Here is a 20,709-nt window from a genome sequence, read left to right on the forward strand (position 1 = left end):
TTATCTATTAATAAATTAGTACCAGATATTAAAAGTAGGTGTTATAATTAAGTATAAACTGATTTGAGGTGGAGAAATGATGCAATCAAAAGCTAGAATCACAGGAATGGGGATATATACACCAAAGCAAAAATTAACGAACGACCATTTAAAAGAAATGGTTGATACAAGTGACGAATGGATTGTACAGCGCACGGGAATGAAAGAACGGCGAATTGCTGGTGAAGGCGAATACACGTCTACGCTTGCCATTCGAGCAGTTGAAAATTTGCTCAACCGATATGCTGTAGAAATAGAAGATGTAGATGCAATTATTGTTTCGACAACAACACCGGATCACTTTTTTCCTAGCGTAGCATGTCAGGTTCAAGATTACTTTCATATTGATCAAGCTGCTGCATTTGATTTAAGTGCCGCATGCGCCGGTTTTACATATGGACTTCACGTGGCGAACGGCTTAGTGACGTCCGGATTGCATAAAAAGATTTTAGTTATTGGTGCTGAAGTCATGTCGAAAATTACAGATTATACGGACCGGGCCACCTGCGTGCTGTTCGGTGACGGAGCGGGAGCTATGCTTGTAGAATACGATGAGCATAATCCAAGTTTCTTAGGATGTCACTACGGAACGGACGGAAGCGGAGGGGTGAATTTATATCGTTCTAATTTATCTGATACTCTTTCAGGAAAAGAAATTAACGCGAGCGGAAATTTAGTTCAAAATGGGCGTGAAGTATACCGCTTTGCTGTCCGAACGATTCCAAAAGGAGTAGAAGCATTGTTAAAGGGTACTTCCATTTCTCTTTCTGATGTAAATTGGTTTATTCCGCACAGTGCAAACCTTCGGATGATTGAAGCTATTTGTGCTAAAACAGGTGTTTCAATGGATAAAACGTTAACGAGTGTACAATACTGCGGAAATACATCTTCAGCTTCTATTCCACTTGCCTTGAACGAAGGAATAATGACAGGAAAAGTACGGGATAATGACCTTCTTATTCTCTATGGGTTTGGAGGAGGATTAACGCATTGCGGTTTGTTAATTAAATGGATGTGTAAAGAAAAAAGCTAAAAGGCATCGCCTTTTAGTTTTTTAGGCTTTTATCGTTAACAAGAATTCGGTAAAATGGAAAAAGAAGTAAAGGGGGTGTGCGCATGAATCACGTTTTATACATTGAAGACAATGAAGAAATTGGATTAATGATTCAAAATGAGCTTAAAAAGCAAAACTATGAAGTTACTTGGTTACAATCAGGAGATATCGCCAGTCAGTTTATTAAACAAACGGATATTGTCATTCTAGATGTAATGCTGCCTGGGTTAGATGGATTTACAGTGGGAAAAAAGCTTAAAAAACTAGCACCTGATGTCCCGATTTTAATGCTTTCAGCTCGTACAGCCCTAGAAGATAAGATCATGGGGCTAGAGTTTGCCGATGACTATGTCACAAAGCCGTTTCATCCAGAAGAGCTGCTTGCAAGGCTCGAAGTATTGTTAAGAAGATTTTCAAGAAAGAAAGAAGAGCTTATTGTAAAACATTTGCATATTTCGATGATAGACTATCGCGTGATGAACAGAGAGACAAGTGAAGAAATTAGTTTAACAGGTAAGCAATTTCATATTTTTACTTATTTCCTTCAGCATTTAAATCAAATTTTAACAAAAGAACAAATTTATGAAGGAGTATGGAAAGAGCGTTATATAGAAGGAGATAAAACATTAATGGTACATATTCGCTATTTACGAGAAAAATTGGAGAAAAATGCAGCTAAGCCTGAAATTATTGAAACAATACGAGGGATTGGGTACAGGGTGAAGCAATGAACGTTACACAGTCTCTTATCACGAAGTATATCTTAATTATGCTTTCAGCTGTACTAATTATACCGGTATCATTCTTTGCAGGCTCATGGCTGATCACCGTCCCTTTTATGCATATTCAAGGATTATTAAATGAAGAGTATAAAGGAAAAAGCTACTACGAACAAATGTGGAATGAAGAAGCCCGAAAGCTAGAAGGAGCAAATGAGAAAACAATTAATCAAAAGCTAAAATTATTAAAAGAAAAATACCCTGAAGCTTCAATGTTCTGGGTAAACGAAGATGGACAAACACAGCTTCCGCTTCCTTATCATGCAGCCCTTCCGAAGCAATGGTCATCGTCTTATACGGCTGAATTTATAAAAAAACGATACGGAAACAATCCGTATACGGTTATTACCTTTATTGGAACAGATAAAAAGCAAGGTTTTATGGTCATTGAAGTGCCAGAAAAAGCCGTTGAGCCTCCTATTCAAAGGCTAGACCCAGCCTACTATAATATTTATTTAGGATTTGTTTTTATTATCGTGCTTTCTTTTATTGTACTTTCTCTGTTCTTTTTTCTTCGAATTCGAAAAAGGCTGCGAGTGTTACAAGCTGCTATGAACAACAAAGGCGAGCGAGGAATTCCTTTACCTGTTGTATCTGAGTCCACGGATGAAATTGGTCAGCTAGAACAATCCTTTAATCAAATGGTTAAACAGCTTCATGAAAGCCGGTATCGAGAGAAGCAAGAAGAACAGCTGCGGCAAGACTTAATTATGAGTCTATCGCATGACTTACGAACACCGCTCACGACTGTTCGAACGCATATTTATCAGCTAAAAAACGAAGAAATGGCCTTGAACATTCAACAATCTCTTGAGGTAATTGATACAAAAGTAGAATTTGTTAGTGATTTAATAGATAATTTATTTTCCTATACGCTGCTGTTAAATGGAAAATATCCATATCGGGAAGAGGAAGTTGATATGGCTCGATTTCTTAGAAAAAGCATTGCGCAATGGTATCCATTATTTGAAGAAGAGAATATGGAAGTGGATATTCAACTGCCTTCTCAGTCCATATATTGGCGCGGAGATGTTCAGTGGTTAGAAAGAATAATAGATAATTTATGTCAAAATGTCATCCGTCATGCCAAAGAAGGTAACTTTATTAGCTTTCGTCTTGTTCAAGAGCATGATTTATCTTCTCTCACCATTTCTGATAAAGGGTCAGGCTTTAAAAAGAATAGCCATACGAAGCAAAACGGTGTAGGTCTAGCGATTGTGGATGCGATGATTAAAGAAATGGAGTTAACGTGGTCAATTCATTCTACAAAACATGGAACGGATATTCAAATTGTGTACAAAGCGAGTGATTAATTCACTCGCTTTTTTAAACGAATTTTAACCTTTCTTTTCCGTCCTCTTAACTTTGGCTGTTTATAGTAAAGGAGAGGTGATAAAAGTGGAAATTGTTAAAACGACTCAGCTGATAAAAGTATTTAAAGGAGCAGAAGCTGTAAATGAAGTGAATTTATCCATTAAAGAAGGAGAAATCTACGGGTTTCTAGGGCCTAATGGAGCAGGGAAGACGACAACAATCCGAATGTTGCTCGGGCTAATGAAGCCAACGAGCGGGGAAATTGAGCTGTTTGGAGAAAGAATAAAAAATCACAGGCAGCATATTCACGCCTTAAAAAAGATAGGTTCACTTGTAGAGAGCCCTTCCTATTATGCGCATTTAACTGCAAGAGAAAATTTAGAGGTACTTCGTAAAATACTAGGTGTATCTAAAAACAGAGTGGATGAAGTACTAAATATTGTAAAATTAACAAAAGAAGCAAATCGCCCAGTCAAAGGCTTTTCTCTTGGAATGAAACAGCGGCTTGGTATTGCTTCTGCACTCCTCGGAAATCCTCGTTTATTAATCTTAGACGAACCAACCAACGGACTGGATCCTGCAGGAATTCAAGAAATTCGTTCATTAATTAAAGAAATGCCAGGGGAAAACGGAGTTACCGTATTGATTTCAAGTCATTTACTCTATGAAATCGACCATTTAGCGACTCAAGTAGGTATTATTACAAAAGGAAAGATGCTATTTAATGGCTCGATTGAATCGCTTCGCAAAAAAGCTAAGCATCAAGTGGCATTTACAACAGGAGAGATAGAAAAGGCTAAAACAATACTATTAGCAAACGGGTTTGTACCTACTATCGATAAACATAGTCTTCTTTTAGATTATATTGATCATGAGCAAGTGGCACATCTTGTTTATCAGCTTGTGCAAGAAAATGTCTCAATCTACCGAGTTGAAGAAAAATCGAAATCATTAGAAGATATCTTTTTAAAGCTGACAAGCGAGGAGAATAGATATGTTCACAAAAATACTGCAGGCTGAGTGTATAAAGTTAAAAAGAAAATGGCTCTGGTTTTTACTATTTTTAGGTCCAGCGGGTGTAATTGGCTTAACTCTAGTTGATTATAGCGTTCGATATGAATATTTAATTCAGCAAAATCCGAATGTGTGGGAAGGTCTTTTGCATGAACTAAACATCACGCTTCCAATAGCTTTTTTACTGGGAGGAACGATTCTTGCTTCAAATGTAGCGCATATTGAATATCATAGAAGCTCATGGAAGCAGCTGCTGAGCTTACCTGTGAGCAGACTGAGTGTTTATACAGCAAAATTTTTAGTAGTTATGTTTATGCTACTTATCGCTTCTGCTGTTCTATTAATCGGTATAATTGGGTTAGGCTGGTGGTTAGGATTTGGTTTTCCGTCTTCTTGGAAAAATCTTTTCGTGTATACCTTTTATCCGTTTTTTTCTGCCATTCCATTTGTAGCTATTCAAATATGGTTATCTATGCTTTTTAAAAATCAAGGCCGCTCTCTTGCACTAGGTATTGTGATGAGTGTGACGATGAGTGGTATGAGAGAATTGCCGAGCTGGTTTTTCTGGCAATGGCCAATGCTAGCGTTTTCTGACTATCGGAATATGTACATAATAGCAGGTGTAATTATCGGTATTTTCCTATATGCTGCAGGCGCCTTGCACTTTATCAAAAAGGATGTGGCCTAAATGTTTTTGCAATTATGTAGGATAGAATCGTTTAAATTGTTTAAAACAAAAGCCTGGACGTACCTTTTTGTGAGTCCTATTCTAATCGCTATTATCCTTTTTGTAGGTGATCAGGCAATGCCAAGCGGGAGAACGAAATGGGCAATGGCAGATGCCTTGATTGCCAATGTTCACGGATTGGTGTTTTATCCGTTAATTGGCGGGTTAGTAACATCCTTCATCTGTCGGTATGAACACGAAGCGGGAGGATGGAAGCAATTATTATCTCTTCCTGTGACAAGGACATCGGTATACGGAGCAAAATTGATTACAGCAGCAGCTTTCATGGGAATTCTTCAAGTGCTTGTATTTGTTGTTTTATTAGGAGTTAGCATGTTAAAAGACTATCCGAGCGCTGTGCCATTAAAGATGATAGCTGGAAATATGCTAGGCGGATGGGTTGCGGTGTTGCCCATTCTTGCGTTTATGCTAGCTGTGTCAATGGCATGTTCTAGCTTTGGAGCATCTTTGACAGTCAACGTCATTTTAACACTACCGAATTTATTCGTTGCTAATTCTGAACGATTTGGCCCCTGGTACCCATGGACTCAGCCAATGTATGGAATGTTAGGTGTAACCGGAAAAGCATCATGGGGGTTGATGCTGACTACACAGAATTTCTTAGTGGTTGTTATAAGCAGCTTTCTGCTTTTTGGAGTAGCAGGTTTACTGTATTTTCAGCGCAAACATATATAATAGAAAAAACCCGCTTTTTTACAGCGGGTTTTTAGCTGGCTTTTGGAATAGTAAAACCTACTCCAAAGACGTCTCGCACATCGTGGACAACCACAAAAGCCTGTTCATCGACTTTATGAATAATGCGCTTTAACTCTAATAGTTCTTGTTTGTTCACAACTACGTACAATACGTCTTTTGCTTCTTTTGTATAGCTTCCATGAGCAGAAAAGACAGTGACGCCTCGCTGCATCTTTTTGTTAACTTGTTCGGCTACTTCAGCTGAACGGTGTGAAATAATAGTGATTGCTTTGCGGGGGTTAAGTCCTTCAATAATATAATCAAGCACCTTTGTTCCGATATAAAGAGAAATAACCGTGTACATCGTCTTTTCTCCACCGATGACAAAATAGGCGCTTGCTACAACTAATAAATCAATTGCTAGCATCGTTTTGCTAATATTCCAGTCTAGATATTGATTAGCTAAGCGGGCGATAACTGCCGAGCCTCCGGAAGTTCCGCCACCTCTAAACACAAGCCCGAGTCCTACACCGGCTAAAATACCAGCAAAAATAGCCCCAAGTAGCGTATCGTCAAGAGGATTTCCCAGTCCTTCAGTTATATGTAGGAATAGAGATGTGAAAATAATACATATAATTGTGTAAGCAATCACACGTTTGTGAAGCAATTTGTATCCGATCAGTACCAGCAAACCGTTTAATATAAAGTTTGTGATACCAGGAGACCAGCCTAGTACATAATAGGTAATCATTGTTACACCGGTTACGCCGCCTTCTGCTAATTCATTTGGAATAGCAAAATAATTAATGGCCAGTGCGAAAATGAGGCTTCCTAGAATAATGAGGATAATTTCTTTTATTTTATTGATCATGAACGTTACCTCCAATCATCAAAAACTCCGAAAACACAGTCATGACAATGTATTATACCAACTCTAGAGGCTGAATTAAAGATGGGATATTATTATTTTTTAAAAAATCAATTTCTGCTATCAACATAAAATCTTTTGACAGTTTTTATGGAGTATGAAAAAATAAATTGTTTGCTTTTATTTTGATTAAAAAGTTTTGCAATGAGAATGTTCGTTCGGTAAAATAGAAGCAAGAGTCAAGGGGGAGAATGAACGTGTATCAAGATGAATTAAAACAGTATGCGAAGTTAGTAATGCCTGAGCATTTAGAGAAAATGAAGAAAATGTACAGTCCCGAGGCGCATAAGCAGTCTTTAGGGTTGAAAAAAGAAAAGATTGAGCATATTGAAAAGGTCATTATGAACAGTTACTCGGAGCATCATCCAGTAACCCTTCACGTCTATGAAGCAGGACATATTCAAAGATATGAACGAGTGACAATCGATAAAGTTTCTCTGCAGTCGAATACGCTGATGGTGACAGGGCCTTGTTATACATATTCGATTCGAGCGGATGCAGTAATTGAAGCAGATGTATGGAAAGATGAAAGCTACTCTAGCTAAGAGTAGCTTTTTTGTTGAATTTGTATCTTTTTTTTAACGCTTGCATACAATACATAAAAGCATATTCTGCGAGTAGTCACTTTTAGCTACTAGGAAATTTTGATTAAAGAAGGGATATTGTATGCAAAATGAAAAAACTCAAGTAAGAGAAATTGAATTAACGCAGTTCATTAAGAAAAGACTCGTTCGTTTTATCTCAAGTTTGGCTATTTCTTCTGCCCTTGCTTCTATATTATATATGCTTCTGTTTTTATTTAAATGATGGGTCACTTTGAGTTGTCCAAAAAGGTGGACAACTTTTTTGATGTATAGGCTCTCATTAAAACAGGACAAGCTAAACATAATTCAGTCAAGAGAAATTAAATCGGTCAAGAAATAGTCAAAAACAGTCATAGCTAATTAGTTGCAAGAAAACCTTTACATATAATGAGAAAAGTAGACAAATTCTTGAATTACCAGCTTATTTCCTTTTGTATAAACTATTATCAAAACAAATGCAAATCTAATTGTTCGTTCAAAAAACTTTATTTTGTAATTAAAAAAATGAATGTTTTTGATTTTTTATGATTGATTTTGAATGTAAATCGTGATAAAGTAAGTACATGAAATAAATGAAAACGCTTTTTTGAAAAAGGAGCTAGAACATGTTAACGCCGGAGAGACATCAACTAATCTTAAAACTTTTAAAAGAGAAAGAACTTGTAAAAGTGCAAGAGTTTATCGAAGTTACAGGCGCTTCGGAATCCACAATTAGAAGAGACTTAAGTCAACTAGAAGAAGAGCAAATGCTCAAACGTGTTCACGGTGGCGCTTCGCTTATTCGCAGTAAACGAATCGAACTGAGCGTTATCGAAAAATCTGCTAAAAATATTCAAGATAAACGAAACATTGCAGAGTATGCGGCTTCCATTATAAATGAAGGTGACTGTATTTTTTTAGATGCAGGAACTACAACGTATGAAATGATTCCTTTTTTGAAGCAAAAAGATGTAGTTGTCGTGACAAATGGTTTAATGCATTTAAACCCGATGCTAGAACAAGGTATCACCCTCTATTTAATTGGAGGATCTGTTAAACATAAAACGGGCGCTTTAATTGGCAATGGAGCTCTTTTAAGTCTTGAGCAGTATCGTTTTGATAAGTGCTTTATGGGAGCGAATGGGATTCATCATCAATATGGATATACAACTCCTGATCCAGAAGAAGCATTGATCAAGCAAACGGCAATGAAGCTTTCTAGAGAATCTTATATTTTATCAGATTCTACTAAGTTTTTTGAAACAAGTTTTGCGAAAATAGCCGATTTACATGAAGCAAAAATTATAACAAATGACGTACCTAGTGATGTACTTATACAGTATGCAAACAAAACAGACATAAAGGTTGTGAAATCATGATTTATACATGTACGTTGAACCCATCCGTTGATTACGTAGTACATGTTTCAGCATTCGAAGAAGGCGGACTTAACCGCACAACGAATGAAGCCAAGTTTCCAGGAGGGAAAGGCATTAACGTCTCTCGCGTTTTAAAGCGATTAGATGTTGATAATAAAGCTCTCGGTTTTGTAGCCGGCTTTACAGGAACCTATATCGAAGACTACTTAAAAGCGGAGAATATTGAAACAGCTTTTACAAGAGTTGATGGAGATACCCGCATTAACGTAAAGTTAAAAACGGAAAAAGAAACAGAAATTAACGGTCAAGGGCCTGCTATTACAGACGAAGCGCTTCAGTCTTTATTGAGTCAAGTAAAGCAAATGACTGAAGGCGATATCTTCGTATTAGCAGGAAGTATACCGAAAACGCTTCCAAGTTCTGTGTATGAAACGTTAACGGAACTAGCAGCAGCGAACGGAGTAAAAGTAGTAGTAGATGCAAGTGGAAAAACCTTGCTAGACGTCGTGTCTCACAAGCCGTTTTTTATCAAACCAAATCATCATGAACTTGCAGAATTGTTTGATGTAGAAGTAAACAGTGCAGAAGATGCGCTAGTATACGGTAAAAAGCTTGTGGAACAAGGAGCGCAAAACGTCGTTGTATCCATGGCAGGCGATGGAGCACTTCTTATTAACGAAAGCGGTGTCTACAGTGCCACAGTCCCTAAAGGAACAGTGAAAAATTCTGTTGGAGCTGGCGATTCACTTGTAGCTGGATTTATTGCTTCTTATGTAAAGCAAGGGGATTTATTAGAAGCCTTTCAAACAGGAGTTGCTTCAGGAAGTGCCACAGCATTCTCACTTGAATTATGTACAGCAGAAGATGTAAAGACGCTTCGTGAACAAGTGTCAATCACAAAGGTAGAGTAGGGGGAACCGAGAATGAGAATTACAGAACTATTAAAAAAAGATACAATCATTCTTGATTTAAAAAGCACGTCAAAAGCTGATGTTATTGATGAGTTAGTTGGAAAATTAGACGAAGCTGGTCGCTTAAGCGACCGAGCTGGCTATAAAGAAGCAATTTTAAATCGTGAATCTCAAAGTACAACGGGAATTGGGGAAGGCATTGCCATTCCGCATGCAAAAACAAGCTCGGTAAAAACACCGGCTATTGCATTTGGACGCTCAACAGAAGGTATTGATTATGAATCATTAGACGGACAGCCTGCACATTTATTCTTCATGATTGCAGCGAGTGAAGGCGCGAATAATGCTCACTTAGAAACATTATCTCGTTTGTCTACGTTATTAATGGACGAATCGTTCCGAAAAACGTTGCTAACAGCATCATCAATTGATGAAGTCATTAAAGCAATTGATGATAAAGAAACTGAAAATGAAGCGCCGGAAGAAGAAGTGGATACAGCTTCAGATCAATTAGTGCTTGCTGTAACGGCTTGTCCAACGGGAATTGCCCACACGTATATGGCAGCGGATAGCCTAAAAGCAAAAGCGAAAGACATGAACGTGACGCTCAAAGTTGAAACAAATGGTTCCAGCGGTGTTAAAAACGCGTTGACGAAGGAAGAAATTGAAAACGCTACCGCTATTATTGTTGCAGCGGACAAGCAAGTAGAAATGGAACGTTTTGCAGGTAAAAAAGTTATTCAAGTTCCAGTAGCTGAAGGAATTCGTAAGCCCGAAGAATTAATTAACCGCGCGTTAAAAGGAGACGCTCCTGTATACAGCGGCGGCGGTGGCAGCAAAGAAGGCGGAGAAAGTAAAGGATCAGAGCGTACAGGGTTTTACAAACACCTAATGAGCGGTGTATCAGCAATGCTTCCGTTTGTTGTAGGGGGCGGGATCTTAATCGCCATTTCATTTATGTTTGGTATTCACTCAGCAGAACCGAAAGATCCAACGTACAATGCGTTTGCAGCGGCGCTAAAAACAATTGGCGGAGATAATGCATTCTTTTTACTAGTACCGGTACTAGCAGGGTTCATTGCAATGAGTATTGCTGATCGTCCTGGTTTAGCTCCTGGTATGGTTGCAGGTCTTTTAGCAGCTTCTGGCGGAGGCGGTTTCTTAGGTGGTTTAATCGCTGGTTTCTTAGCGGGTTATGTAGTAGTGGGATTAAAGAAATTGTTCAGCGTCCTGCCGCAAGCTCTTGATGGAATTAAGCCAGTTCTTCTTTATCCGCTATTTGGGATTTTTATCTCAGGATTGATTATGCTTTATGTTGTAAATGAGCCAGTTAGTGCAATTAACAAAGGGTTAACGCACTGGTTAAGTGGATTTGGCACGGGTAACTTAGTATTATTAGGTATTATCTTAGGCGGTATGATGGCTATTGATATGGGTGGTCCTATTAATAAGGCAGCCTTTACATTTGGTATCGCAATGATTGATGCTGGAAACTATGCTCCACACGCAGCGATTATGGCAGGCGGTATGGTTCCGCCACTAGGTATGGCTATTGCGACAACTTTGTTCAAAAACAAATTTACTCGCCAAGAGCGTGAAACAGGTAAAACGTGTTATGTAATGGGTCTTTCATTTATCACAGAAGGTGCGATTCCATTCGCAGCAGCTGACCCAGGCCGTGTTATTCCCGCATCGGTTATCGGTGCTGCAGTAGCAGGTGCTTTAACAATGATGTTCCACATCGGTTTACCAGCACCACACGGCGGTGTATTCGTTATCGGAATTGTACAAGGAAATCCTCTTTTATATGCACTAGCAATTTTAATTGGTGCCATTGTGACAGCGGTCCTTGTAGGTATATTAAAAAAACCAAAAGCAGAATAACACAAAAAGACTGATTTTACATGATGTAAAATCAGTCTTTTTGTGTTTTTGTGGTAGACATTTGTTCTTTATGAGAGTACAATTACGGTAGTATTCCTTTAATTTTTAGAAAAGTTAGATAGATAAGCTTTTCTACTTGATAAAATATGGTACAATAATCGAATATTAAAAACAAAGTAAGGAAGTGTCTCAAACATGAAGGTTGCGAAGTTTGGCGGGAGTTCAGTTGCAAGCGCAGAGAAATTTAAACAGGTTGCGCATATTGTAACGTCTGATAAAGAGAGAAAGCTGGTAGTTGTATCAGCTCCGGGCAAGCGATACGGAGAAGATACAAAAATGACAGATTTGTTAATCGCACTTTCTGCCAAAATACAGCTTGGAGAAGATTACGTCGATGAGTTTGGGCAAGTAATCGATCGCTATCGTGAAATCGTGGTTGACTTGTCTATGCCAGAAACGATTATTACTGATATTATTGCGAATTTACAATCACTTATTGATTTACATAAAAACGATCCGTTTCGCTTATTAGATTGTCTCAAAGCAAGTGGAGAAGATAATAACGCAAAGGTAATGGCTGCTTATTTAAACCATTTAGGGTTTGAAGCTCATTATGTAAATCCAAAAGAAGCAGGTATTTTTGTTTCTGATGAACCAGGAAGAGCAAGAGTGCTTCCACTGTCTTATGAAAAACTGCCGCAGCTAAGAGAGCGTTCGGGCATTTTGGTGATTCCAGGATTTTTTGGCTACTCTGAAGAAGGGAACATGGTTACGTTCTCGCGCGGTGGGTCAGATATTACAGGTTCAATTGTAGCAGCAGGAGTAAAAGCTGACTTGTATGAAAACTTTACTGACGTAGATGCTATTTACAGCGTAGATCCAAGACTTGTGGAAAAGCCTCATGAAATGAAAGAAGTCACATACAGAGAAATGCGTGAACTATCCTATGCAGGTTTTTCTGTCTTCCATGATGAAGCGCTAGAGCCGGTTTATAAACTAGGCATTCCTGTATGTGTTAAGAATACAAATAATCCTGAAGCAAAAGGTACATTCATTGTAGCTGAGCGCTCTCACGGCGATACGCCAGTAGTTGGAATCGCTGGGGACAAAGGTTTTTGCAATATTCATGTGAGCAAATACTTATTAAACCGTGAAATTGGTTTTGGCAGAAGATTGCTTGAAATTTTAGAAGATGAAGGTATTTCATACGAACATACTCCTTCAGGAATTGATAATATCTCTGTCATCATGCGCGAGCATCAGCTTACGCCAGATGTGGAAAAACGCGTATTTGCTCGAATTGAAAAAGAACTTGAAGTAGATGAAATCTTTATTGAACGTGATCTTGCTATGGTTATGGTAGTAGGAGAGGGAATGAATAGCACAGTAGGAATTGCTGCGAAAGCTACAGAAGCTTTTGCTCGTGCTGAAGTGAATCTTGAAATGATTAACCAAGGTTCTTCTGAGGTAAGCATGATGTTTGGTGTGAAAGCAGACGCTTTAGACCGTGCTGTTCAAGCTCTTTATAATACCTATTTTAACAGCATGTACAGTATTTCTTATTCTAATGTAAAATAAACAAGACGAAAAACCCCGCTTTCTTTTTAGAGAGCGGGGTTTTCTAGTGAAGGCGTATATAAATTGAATTTGTGGACATAAAGGGAAGGAAGAGTGAAGTCAAAGGAGGAAATACAGTGAAGAAAAGACCCTTTTTCATATTCTTTTCCCTTATAGGTATGAGCGTACTTTCAGCATGTCACAATGATGATGCAGCACCCGCGAGAGAAGCTCAAAATAAACAAGGCGTGACAAATGGCGGAACGCCGATGAGCTATGATAATCAAAGTGAAAACACATCTTTTAACTTTTCAAAATTTGATTTAGAAGTAGACTACAAGGGGCTTAATAATGATTATGAAGCCGACTATGAAAATGAAAACGATGAGATAGAAGCCAAAGTGGATGATAATATTAACGATGAGCACTTGAACGGAGACAAAGCGTTTAATAAATTATCTTCAACATTTAAAAAGTTAAATTTTGATCAGCGCACCCCCGATGAAGGTGTAAAAAAGGAAGTAATCGATGCGTTTGGCCTGAAAAAAGATTTTCAGTCGTTTGAATTAGAAGTTCGTTTTTCAAACGGAACGGAAAAAGAATACAACTTTAAACAAAAGTAAGACGTTAAAACAAAGTATTTTAGTTGAAGGAAAATCCGAACGATGAATTGAGGTTCTTTATTAAGAATCCAACTCGTTCGGATTTTTTCTTTGGTAAGGTGAACGTATGTCTCAATCTTAGTTTTGATGTCTAAAAAAAGGAAAATAGTGAAAGGATGGTGATAAATAAGCAAAAGGAGGAATCACGGATGCAAAAGTTGATAATGAACGGATGCGTAGTCTTTGTTCTGTTGTTGTTAGGAGCATGCAGCATGGTAAAAGAGCAAAATAACGCTCATGAAAACCACCTGAAAACCGAGGAAGCGAAAGAAACGAGCGAGGTATCGGTAGGACCTGTTAAAGTAGATTTAACGAATACCTCAGGCAAAAAAGTAGGAGAGGCTACGCTGACAGAAGCAAAGAACGGCGTGCAAATTAAATTAACTGCTCAAGGTCTTTCACCCGGGAGACATGGATTTCATATTCATGAAATAGGAAAATGTGAGGTGCCGGATTTCAAAACAGCAGGGGCCCATTTTAATCCTTTTAAACGTGAACACGGCTTTAAAAATACAAAAGGCCCGCATGCGGGTGACTTGCCCAACTTAGAAGTTGCGCCAAATGGAAAAGTAGATACCGAAATTTTTGCTTCTCTTGTGACGTTGCAAGAAGGAAAGCCGAATTCTCTTATAGATATGGATGGGTCGGCATTAGTGATACATGATAAAGTAGACGATTACACAACAGATCCTTCAGGAAACTCAGGAGATCGAATTGTTTGTGGAGTGATTACGAAATAAGCCAAAAAGCTGTGAGATCATTCACAGCTTTTTTATTGCTGTAACGAGCCGCTTCTAAATTGCGGTGAGCTTCTTTTTTTTGCACAATAGAAGAAAGAGTTAAAGAAGGTGAAAACATGCATAAGCAAGTTGTTGTAATAGGTGGAGGAATAGGTGGGTTAACAGCGGGAGCGCTTTTAGCTAAACATGGCTATGAAGTGACGGTTTTAGAAGCTTCTCGAGAGTGGGGAGGCTGTGCCGGGAAATTCCAGCGCCATCTCTATACATTTCCTGTCGGAGCGACGCTTGGAATGGGATTTGAGCGCGGAGGGATACATGAGCGAATCAGCACATACCTGGGCCTAGAAATTGAAAAGATTTCTCTTGAGAAAATCATGAAAGTTCATCTTCCACATCGTACACTAATTTATTATCAAGACCGGTATCAGCATATTTCGTATATTCAAAAACAATTTCCTCATAAAGCGAAGAATATTAGGAGCTTCTATGAAAGTGTTTTTAGAGTTGCAAAAGAAATTCGCAAGCTCATGCGGCCGCTGCCGGTTCTTCCTCCTCTCACAATCGGTGAGTGGAGTAGGCTGGTAAGTTCGTTAAATCTTGGGTCTGTGAAGTTATTACCTTATTTTCATCGATCGTTTAGTCATTTACTAAAAAAACACAGGTTGCTAGACGAAACGGACTTTATTCATTTTATTGATGGTCAATTAATAGACAGCATGCAGACAACGAGTGAGAACTGTTCAATGCTTATCGGATGTCTAGCGTTGGATATTTATCACGAAGGAGCTTTCTATGTGAACGGTGGCTTATACAAAGTCGCAGAAGCCCTGCAAAAATCTATTAAAGCCAACGGAGGAAAAACGACTCTAGGAAGGAAAGTAGTAAAGATAGAGCGTGATAACGACGAGTGGATCGTGCATGATCATAGAGGTAACCGCTACCGCGCTTCAGACGTTGTATGCAACGCGCCAATTCAAAGCTTAAAGTCTTTACTGCATGATGAAGATTACCAACATATCCATAAGAGGGCCAAAGAAAAAAGCAAGCTTCCGCAGTGGGGAACGTTTTCGATGTATGTTGCGATTGATGAAAGAGATCTTCCGCAGAAGGTAGAGTTGTTTCAGCAAGTGCTTCAATCCGAACAAGGCGAGATGACGGAAGGAAATCATTTATTTATTTCCGTGTCTCATCCTGACGATCGTTTTCGTGCGCCTCAAGGCAAGCGTACAATTACAGCATCTACTCACATTGAGCTTAGCAAGTGGAGTAACAAGGAAACCTATGATGTTCAAAAACAAGTTCTTGAGAAAAAAATGATAGCAGGAATTAAAACTATCATTCCTAACATTGAAGAAGCAGAGCATCAAATTTCAGGAGCTCCTAAAGCATGGGAAAGGTTCACTTCTCGCCCAAACGGCGGAGTGGGAGGCTTTCCGCAAACGTTAGATCATGCCTTGTTCAACAGCATTTCGCATCGATCTGGCTTACAAGGGCTGTGGTTATGCGGAGATACAGTGTTTCCGGGAGCGGGGACTATAGGCGTATCGGTAAGCGGCTATCATGCTTTTCAAAGTATAACGTCTCATCAGCATAGGTTACCTTAACGTTTCGTACAGACAAACTACTAGTGCTTATACCATCAAAAAACACCGGCCCTATTATCATAGGGCCGGTGTTTTCAGGAGAGAAACAGCTTCCACCACTTCCGTTTTCGCTTCATATCAGCAGCGGCGGTTTGTCTGAAGGTTTGGACAAAATCACTAAACATTTCTTCGCGTTCAGCTACGCTTTGACGATGAAGCTTACGCTCTTTCTCCATTTCTTTCAAATAATAGACTCGTTCTTCATTCATCGAATCAATTAAATCACGAAGCTCTTCTGTCGTATTAGTTGAAGAATTGTTTAGTTTTTCAACCATAAATTTCACTTGATTCATCGCAACGGTAGAATTGCTTGAGAATCGGTCTAATAAATACTGCATTTCTTTAGAGGATTCATCCGCATTCTCCATGACATCTTTCATGAACAGACGCATATCCTCTGTTTTTTCTTCCGCAATTGTTGAATAATCTTCAATCAAAGAAGTGACTTCATCAAACGATTTTTCGTTAGAACGGATAATTTTTTTAGACATATTTTCTACATCTCTTGCGCTGCGTTCTGAAGACTCAGAGATATATGCCCCGACCGACTCCACCATTTCTACAGTTTGAGTAGCACTTTTTTCAAGCTCTTTTTTTACTTCTCCGACAATTTCTTCCCGAACTTCATTTCGCATTCCTTCTCGCATTTCTTTTAACAAATCAGCTTTAAACGTATCAAGTACTTCAAACACATCTTCATAGCGGCGAACAGCTTCTACTAGTTCCCCTTGAAGCAGCTCTTTTTCATTCACGACAAGGTCGTTTGGTTTTGGTTCTTCAATAGAAGCAGAAATAGCCTGCTTTTCTTCTTCAGTAGCTAATCGTGCTTCAGGTATAGGAGGGGTCTTCTCTTGCTTATTCTCTGAAATGCTTTCCTGCTTTTCAGCAGCTTTTTTCTTTTCTTGCTTCATCTGTTTATTGGAGTGTTCTTGAAAATCGATGACGTTTTCTTTTTTAGCAGTTTTCAACTTTGCTGGTTCTTCTTCTTTTGAAACCGCTGCCTCTGATTCCATCACTAAATGCTCCTGCTCTTCTTGTTCCTTTATCAGCAGCTGAACATATTCTTTGACTTCATCTAACGTACATTGTTCATCAAACAGCTGTTTAATATCATTAAATAATTCAATTTGTTCCTCTGTATAGACACGGGCCCCATCTACTCGTTCAATTGTTAAATAGCTGCCCAATAATTTTTCCCATTGTTTTAACGTTTTCTTTTCTACCTCTAATTGATCACTTACTTTTTTAATTGTATACGTCTCCATCATTTTTTATTTCCTCCCTTATCTATTTTCATCCAACTATGTAATGGATTATTTGTTGTATGTTGTATTCACCATATCTTCACTTGTTTTCCTGCTAGGTGACAAAGGTTGTCAAAACTAGACGACATTAGCCTTCTATGTAAAGAAAACGCATATTTTGTAAAAAAATGTACAGAAATGCGCAAATGGCAAAAATGGAAAACATAAAAGAAAAGGAGAGTATAGAAAACAGTTGACGGGAAAAAATGAATCCTATAAGATAAGTTTAAATGTTTAAGTTCTTGAACATATAAACATAAGGAGTGAACACTATGTCACAGCATTATGCGCTCATCACCGGTGCGTCCGGAGGAATAGGTAAAGAGTTAGCTTATCAATTCGCAAAGGATGGCCATTCTTTAATTTTAGTTGCCAGAAGTGCTGATAAACTAACAGCGATTAGAGAGAATTTAAAATCTACTTATAATATTGACGTGATAACGGTTGTAAAGGATTTATCAAGAGAAGAAGAGATACAGTCACTGTATGAAGAACTTAAAAATAAAGAAATGCACGTTGATTATTTAGTGAACAATGCAGGTTTTGGACTATACGGTAAATTTATTGAAACAGCTTTAGATGAAGAGTTAAACATGATTGACTTAAATATCCGAGCATTAACTCATTTAACAAAATTATTTTTACCCGATATGGTCAAAAGAAATCACGGGAAAATTTTAAACATTGCGTCCGTTGCTGCATTTATGCCGGGTCCGCTTATGACAGTGTATTACGCAACGAAAGCGTACGTATTATCTTTCACAGAGGCCCTTGAAAATGAATTAAGAGGTACCAATGTAACGGTAAGTGCTCTATGCCCGGGTCCAACTAAAACGGGTTTTAGCGATCGGGCCCAGCTGAGCAATTCCAAGCTTTTTCAAAGCGGTGCAATGGATGTAGAAGCAGTTGCTAAAGCGGGCTATAAAAAATTTATGAAAGGTCAGACGGTTATCGTACCAGGAGTACAGTTTCGTCTCGCCACCTTCATCCCGCGCTTTGTACCAAGAAAGTGGCTTTCATCCGTTGTCCGCAGAACACAAGAAATTAAATAAAGGAGAATATTTATGAGTGAAAAAGCAGTGGAGTTATTTCGTGCCAGCATTCCTATTTTTCAGGCTCTAAGTGATTCAGCAAGACAAGATATTATTTTGCTGCTCGCGGAAAAAGAGCCTTTAACCGTTAATGAAATTGCAAACGAGTCTACTTTATCACGACCGGCAATTTCTCATCATTTAAAAATTTTACGTGATCAAAAGCTTGTGCAAATTGAGCAAAAAGGAACGCAGAGATATTATTCATTAGCTTTAAACGAGGCAGTTGAGCTATTAAAAAGCTTGCTTGCTACAGTTGAAGCTGAATGTTTATAGGGAGATGAAAGAGATGAACCACGAGCAATTCTATATCACAGATGAAACGGTCATTGAACATATTGTCTCTACACAAAAGCAGTATTTCTATGCACAAAAGACAAAGAGCATCAGCAGCCGCATTCAAGCGCTGAATAAGCTCAGAGACGCAGTCAAACAAAACGAGCAGAGAATTATGGATGCTTTAAAACAAGACTTGAATAAATCCGAAGTAGAGGCGTACACGTCGGAAATTGGGATTTTACTAGAGGAAATTCGGTTTACGCTTAAGCATTTAGCAAAATGGATGAAGCCTAAAAAAGTAAAAACCGCTTTAACACACGTGGGCTCTAAAGGGAAAATTGTTCCTGAACCGTATGGAGTCGCGTTAATTATTGCTCCGTGGAACTATCCGTTTCAATTAGCGCTGTCTCCTTTAGTAGGAGCGATTGCCGCTGGAAACACGGCGATTATAAAGCCTTCTGAATTAACGCCTAGCGTATCTCGGGTTATACAAGAATTACTAGCTGAGGCTTTTGATCCAGCATTTGTGACCGTGATTGAAGGCGCTGTAGACACGACGAGCCTGCTTTTAAAACAGCCCCTCGATTATATTTTCTTTACGGGAAGTGTAAATGTAGGGAAAATTATTATGCAAGAAGCAGGGAAGCAGCTTATTCCCGTCACGCTGGAGCTAGGAGGAAAAAGTCCGTGCATTGTACATGAAGATGCAAACCTAGATCTTGCAGCGAAGCGAATTATGTTTGGCAAAGGAATGAATGCAGGCCAAACGTGCGTTGCTCCCGATTATTTGCTCGTGCATAAAAAGGTAAAAGCGCAGCTAGTGGAGAAACTTCGCGAAGCGATTTATCAATTTTACGGTAGTAATCCGCTTGAAAGTGAGCGCTACGGCCGTATTGTCAGTGAGCGCCATTTTATTCGGCTAGTTGAGTTTTTAAAAGACGGAAACGCTATAGTTGGAGGCGGGTATAATAAAAGTACGCTCACAATAGAACCTACGGTGTTAAGTGAAGTAAGCTGGACATCAGACGTTATGCAAGAAGAAATTTTTGGGCCTATTCTTCCTATGATTGAATACGAAACGTTAGACGAAGTTATTCATAAAGTTCAAGAAAAAGCTAAGCCGTTAGCTCTTTACTTGTTTACGGAAAGTGCAAATGTACAAAACGTCATAACGGAGCGTCTTTCATTTGGAGGAGGCTGTATAAATGATACGCTTATGCATATCGCTACGCCATATTTACCCTTTGGCGGAGTTGGAGAAAGCGGTACGGGCCAATATCATGGAAAAGACAGCTTTCAGACATTTTCTCATTTTAAAAGCATGCTGTCTCAAACAACCAAGTTTGATTTGTCATTCCGCTATCCTTCAGAGAAACAAAACTTGAAAATGATTAAAAAATTATTGAAATAAAAAGCCTCCTGATAGGAGGCTTTTTCGTTATTTTGAAAGTGAAAGCTGAGAAAGCGGCCATTTTTCTTGTGTATACGCCATTTCCCAAAATAAATACTCCAGCTCACAGCTTTTGATAAAGTGATCTTTCATACGATTACGTTCTTCTTCAGTCGCTTGCTCGGTGAGTTCATCAAGTTTGTTACAAAACCATTGTGTTGTGCCATTCATTTCTTCATTATTATAAAACTGAATCCATTCATAAAAAGGATGAGAAGGAGATGGATTTACTTGTTCTGTAATGCGCTGGCCAATTTCAACGTACGTCCACGGACATGGAAGAAGCACGGCAATGATTTCCGCTAAGCTGCCTGTATGCGCAACGCTTGTCATATGGTTAATGTAGTGGCTGGCCGTTGGTGAAAGAGCCTCAGTGTGGAGGTCTTCATAGCGTACGCCTGCTACTTCACAAAAATTATTATGAGGGTGTACTTCACTATGTAATACCGTAGAAATGCCGGCATTAAAGGCTTCCATTTCGGTACGCGTACGGCATTTTGTTAAAGCAGCGCCGTAAATGCGGACAAATGCTGTTAAGTATTCGTAGTCTTGAGAAACGTAGTGAATAAGCGCTTCTTTTGGCACGTCTCCTTCAGCAATTCCTTTAATAAAAGGGTGGTTAAAAATGGCTTCGTAAATATAGTTTGCTTCTTGTCTTAATTGAGATGAAAATGACATCAAAATCCTCCTTTAAT

The 20,709-nt window shown here is 38.7% G+C and carries 21 protein-coding genes; 18 read left to right on the forward strand and 3 right to left on the reverse strand.

Features of this window, described 5'->3' with window-relative positions; all coding sequences use genetic code 11:
* Positions 1-76: 76 nt before the first annotated feature.
* From LJY09_RS10235 to LJY09_RS10260, 6 genes are all read left to right on the forward strand, one after another.
* Positions 77-1,072 carry a ketoacyl-ACP synthase III gene (locus LJY09_RS10235; protein ID WP_034327787.1) on the forward strand — a complete coding sequence of 332 codons (996 nt, stop codon included), beginning with the start codon at positions 77-79 and terminating at the stop codon, positions 1,070-1,072.
* An 83-nt stretch (positions 1,073-1,155) separates the two neighbouring features.
* Positions 1,156-1,824, forward strand: a complete 669-nt coding sequence (locus LJY09_RS10240) for a response regulator transcription factor (RefSeq protein ID WP_028413539.1) — start codon at positions 1,156-1,158, stop codon at positions 1,822-1,824.
* Entirely contained in the window at positions 1,821-3,185 is a 1,365-nt protein-coding gene (locus LJY09_RS10245; RefSeq protein WP_028413538.1) for a HAMP domain-containing sensor histidine kinase, read from the forward strand. Before LJY09_RS10240 ends, LJY09_RS10245 begins: the two co-directional genes overlap by 4 nt.
* 85 nt (positions 3,186-3,270) lie before the next feature.
* A complete protein-coding gene (locus LJY09_RS10250) occupies positions 3,271-4,206 on the forward strand; it encodes an ABC transporter ATP-binding protein (RefSeq protein ID WP_028413537.1) in 936 nt (311 codons plus the stop codon).
* On the forward strand, positions 4,181-4,888 hold the full coding sequence (locus LJY09_RS10255; RefSeq protein ID WP_028413536.1) for an ABC transporter permease: 708 nt from the start codon (positions 4,181-4,183) through the stop codon (positions 4,886-4,888). Before LJY09_RS10250 ends, LJY09_RS10255 begins: the two co-directional genes overlap by 26 nt.
* Positions 4,889-5,623, forward strand: coding sequence for an ABC transporter permease (locus LJY09_RS10260; protein ID WP_028413535.1), 735 nt, complete (start codon positions 4,889-4,891; stop codon positions 5,621-5,623).
* Positions 5,624-5,654: 31 nt separating this feature from the next.
* Here LJY09_RS10260 and LJY09_RS10265 read toward each other — a convergent pair whose 3' ends face one another.
* Positions 5,655-6,494: a YitT family protein gene (locus LJY09_RS10265; RefSeq protein WP_028413534.1), complete on the reverse strand. Its 840-nt coding sequence runs from the start codon at positions 6,492-6,494 to the stop codon at positions 5,655-5,657.
* Positions 6,495-6,742: 248 nt separating this feature from the next.
* On the opposite strand from LJY09_RS10265, the gene LJY09_RS10270 reads away from it, so the two are divergent.
* From LJY09_RS10270 to LJY09_RS10310, 9 genes are all read left to right on the forward strand, one after another.
* On the forward strand, positions 6,743-7,096 hold the full coding sequence (locus LJY09_RS10270; RefSeq protein WP_028413533.1) for a YolD-like family protein: 354 nt from the start codon (positions 6,743-6,745) through the stop codon (positions 7,094-7,096).
* Between the two features lie 121 nt (positions 7,097-7,217).
* Positions 7,218-7,358 carry a hypothetical protein gene (locus LJY09_RS10275; RefSeq protein WP_013056833.1) on the forward strand — a complete coding sequence of 47 codons (141 nt, stop codon included), beginning with the start codon at positions 7,218-7,220 and terminating at the stop codon, positions 7,356-7,358.
* Positions 7,359-7,740: 382 nt separating this feature from the next.
* Positions 7,741-8,493 carry a DeoR/GlpR family DNA-binding transcription regulator gene (locus tag LJY09_RS10280; RefSeq protein WP_028413532.1) on the forward strand — a complete coding sequence of 251 codons (753 nt, stop codon included), beginning with the start codon at positions 7,741-7,743 and terminating at the stop codon, positions 8,491-8,493.
* Entirely contained in the window at positions 8,490-9,404 is a 915-nt protein-coding gene (gene pfkB / locus LJY09_RS10285) for a 1-phosphofructokinase (protein WP_108674644.1), read from the forward strand. Before LJY09_RS10280 ends, pfkB begins: the two co-directional genes overlap by 4 nt.
* Before the next feature lie 12 nt (positions 9,405-9,416).
* Complete coding sequence (locus LJY09_RS10290; protein WP_108674645.1) at positions 9,417-11,288, forward strand: PTS fructose transporter subunit IIABC; 1,872 nt, start codon at positions 9,417-9,419, stop codon at positions 11,286-11,288.
* 195 nt (positions 11,289-11,483) lie between these two features.
* A complete protein-coding gene (locus LJY09_RS10295; protein ID WP_098999886.1) occupies positions 11,484-12,866 on the forward strand; it encodes an aspartate kinase in 1,383 nt (460 codons plus the stop codon).
* Between the two features lie 116 nt (positions 12,867-12,982).
* On the forward strand, positions 12,983-13,468 hold the full coding sequence (locus LJY09_RS10300) for a YusW family protein (protein ID WP_228307700.1): 486 nt from the start codon (positions 12,983-12,985) through the stop codon (positions 13,466-13,468).
* A gap of 188 nt (positions 13,469-13,656) precedes the next feature.
* Positions 13,657-14,247, forward strand: a complete 591-nt coding sequence (locus LJY09_RS10305) for a superoxide dismutase family protein (RefSeq protein WP_028413527.1) — start codon at positions 13,657-13,659, stop codon at positions 14,245-14,247.
* A gap of 116 nt (positions 14,248-14,363) precedes the next feature.
* Positions 14,364-15,851: a phytoene desaturase family protein gene (locus LJY09_RS10310; RefSeq protein ID WP_108674646.1), complete on the forward strand. Its 1,488-nt coding sequence runs from the start codon at positions 14,364-14,366 to the stop codon at positions 15,849-15,851.
* Positions 15,852-15,925: 74 nt separating this feature from the next.
* Here LJY09_RS10310 and LJY09_RS10315 read toward each other — a convergent pair whose 3' ends face one another.
* The gene (locus LJY09_RS10315; protein WP_028413525.1) at positions 15,926-17,158 is read right to left on the reverse strand and encodes a helix-turn-helix domain-containing protein; all 1,233 of its coding nucleotides are present in this window, start codon (positions 17,156-17,158) and stop codon (positions 15,926-15,928) included.
* 308 nt (positions 17,159-17,466) lie between these two features.
* On the opposite strand from LJY09_RS10315, the gene LJY09_RS10320 reads away from it, so the two are divergent.
* From LJY09_RS10320 to LJY09_RS10330, 3 genes are read left to right on the forward strand one after another with little or no spacing between them, the layout of a single operon-like run.
* Positions 17,467-18,246 (forward strand): SDR family NAD(P)-dependent oxidoreductase, encoded by a 780-nt coding sequence (locus tag LJY09_RS10320; protein ID WP_028413524.1) that lies wholly within the window; start codon positions 17,467-17,469, stop codon positions 18,244-18,246.
* A gap of 12 nt (positions 18,247-18,258) precedes the next feature.
* Positions 18,259-18,561: an ArsR/SmtB family transcription factor gene (locus LJY09_RS10325; RefSeq protein WP_033578848.1), complete on the forward strand. Its 303-nt coding sequence runs from the start codon at positions 18,259-18,261 to the stop codon at positions 18,559-18,561.
* Between the two features lie 13 nt (positions 18,562-18,574).
* The gene (locus LJY09_RS10330) at positions 18,575-19,975 is read left to right on the forward strand and encodes an aldehyde dehydrogenase (protein ID WP_108674647.1); all 1,401 of its coding nucleotides are present in this window, start codon (positions 18,575-18,577) and stop codon (positions 19,973-19,975) included.
* A gap of 27 nt (positions 19,976-20,002) precedes the next feature.
* Here the strand turns inward: LJY09_RS10330 and tenA are convergent, their stop codons facing one another.
* Positions 20,003-20,692 (reverse strand): thiaminase II, encoded by a 690-nt coding sequence (tenA, locus tag LJY09_RS10335; RefSeq protein WP_108674648.1) that lies wholly within the window; start codon positions 20,690-20,692, stop codon positions 20,003-20,005.
* Positions 20,693-20,709: the final 17 nt, after the last annotated feature.

This window comes from Priestia sp. J2, assembly GCF_020790095.1.
Lineage (GTDB): Bacteria > Bacillota > Bacilli > Bacillales > Bacillaceae_H > Priestia > Priestia zanthoxyli.

Bases quoted from the DNA above. Each gene is read 5' to 3' on its own strand.
- LJY09_RS10235 (WP_034327787.1), top strand. From the start codon at position 77: ATGATGCAATCAAAAGCTAGAATCACAGGAATGGGGATATATACACCA.
- LJY09_RS10240 (WP_028413539.1), top strand. From the start codon at position 1,156: ATGAATCACGTTTTATACATTGAAGACAATGAAGAAATTGGATTAATG.
- LJY09_RS10245 (WP_028413538.1), top strand. From the start codon at position 1,821: ATGAACGTTACACAGTCTCTTATCACGAAGTATATCTTAATTATGCTT.
- LJY09_RS10255 (WP_028413536.1), top strand. From the start codon at position 4,181: ATGTTCACAAAAATACTGCAGGCTGAGTGTATAAAGTTAAAAAGAAAA.
- LJY09_RS10260 (WP_028413535.1), top strand. From the start codon at position 4,889: ATGTTTTTGCAATTATGTAGGATAGAATCGTTTAAATTGTTTAAAACA.
- LJY09_RS10265 (WP_028413534.1), bottom strand. From the start codon at position 6,494: ATGATCAATAAAATAAAAGAAATTATCCTCATTATTCTAGGAAGCCTC.
- LJY09_RS10270 (WP_028413533.1), top strand. From the start codon at position 6,743: ATGAACGTGTATCAAGATGAATTAAAACAGTATGCGAAGTTAGTAATG.
- LJY09_RS10275 (WP_013056833.1), top strand. From the start codon at position 7,218: ATGCAAAATGAAAAAACTCAAGTAAGAGAAATTGAATTAACGCAGTTC.
- LJY09_RS10280 (WP_028413532.1), top strand. From the start codon at position 7,741: ATGTTAACGCCGGAGAGACATCAACTAATCTTAAAACTTTTAAAAGAG.
- pfkB (WP_108674644.1), top strand. From the start codon at position 8,490: ATGATTTATACATGTACGTTGAACCCATCCGTTGATTACGTAGTACAT.
- LJY09_RS10290 (WP_108674645.1), top strand. From the start codon at position 9,417: ATGAGAATTACAGAACTATTAAAAAAAGATACAATCATTCTTGATTTA.
- LJY09_RS10295 (WP_098999886.1), top strand. From the start codon at position 11,484: ATGAAGGTTGCGAAGTTTGGCGGGAGTTCAGTTGCAAGCGCAGAGAAA.
- LJY09_RS10305 (WP_028413527.1), top strand. From the start codon at position 13,657: ATGCAAAAGTTGATAATGAACGGATGCGTAGTCTTTGTTCTGTTGTTG.
- LJY09_RS10310 (WP_108674646.1), top strand. From the start codon at position 14,364: ATGCATAAGCAAGTTGTTGTAATAGGTGGAGGAATAGGTGGGTTAACA.
- LJY09_RS10315 (WP_028413525.1), bottom strand. From the start codon at position 17,158: ATGATGGAGACGTATACAATTAAAAAAGTAAGTGATCAATTAGAGGTA.
- LJY09_RS10320 (WP_028413524.1), top strand. From the start codon at position 17,467: ATGTCACAGCATTATGCGCTCATCACCGGTGCGTCCGGAGGAATAGGT.
- LJY09_RS10325 (WP_033578848.1), top strand. From the start codon at position 18,259: ATGAGTGAAAAAGCAGTGGAGTTATTTCGTGCCAGCATTCCTATTTTT.
- LJY09_RS10330 (WP_108674647.1), top strand. From the start codon at position 18,575: ATGAACCACGAGCAATTCTATATCACAGATGAAACGGTCATTGAACAT.
- tenA (WP_108674648.1), bottom strand. From the start codon at position 20,692: ATGTCATTTTCATCTCAATTAAGACAAGAAGCAAACTATATTTACGAA.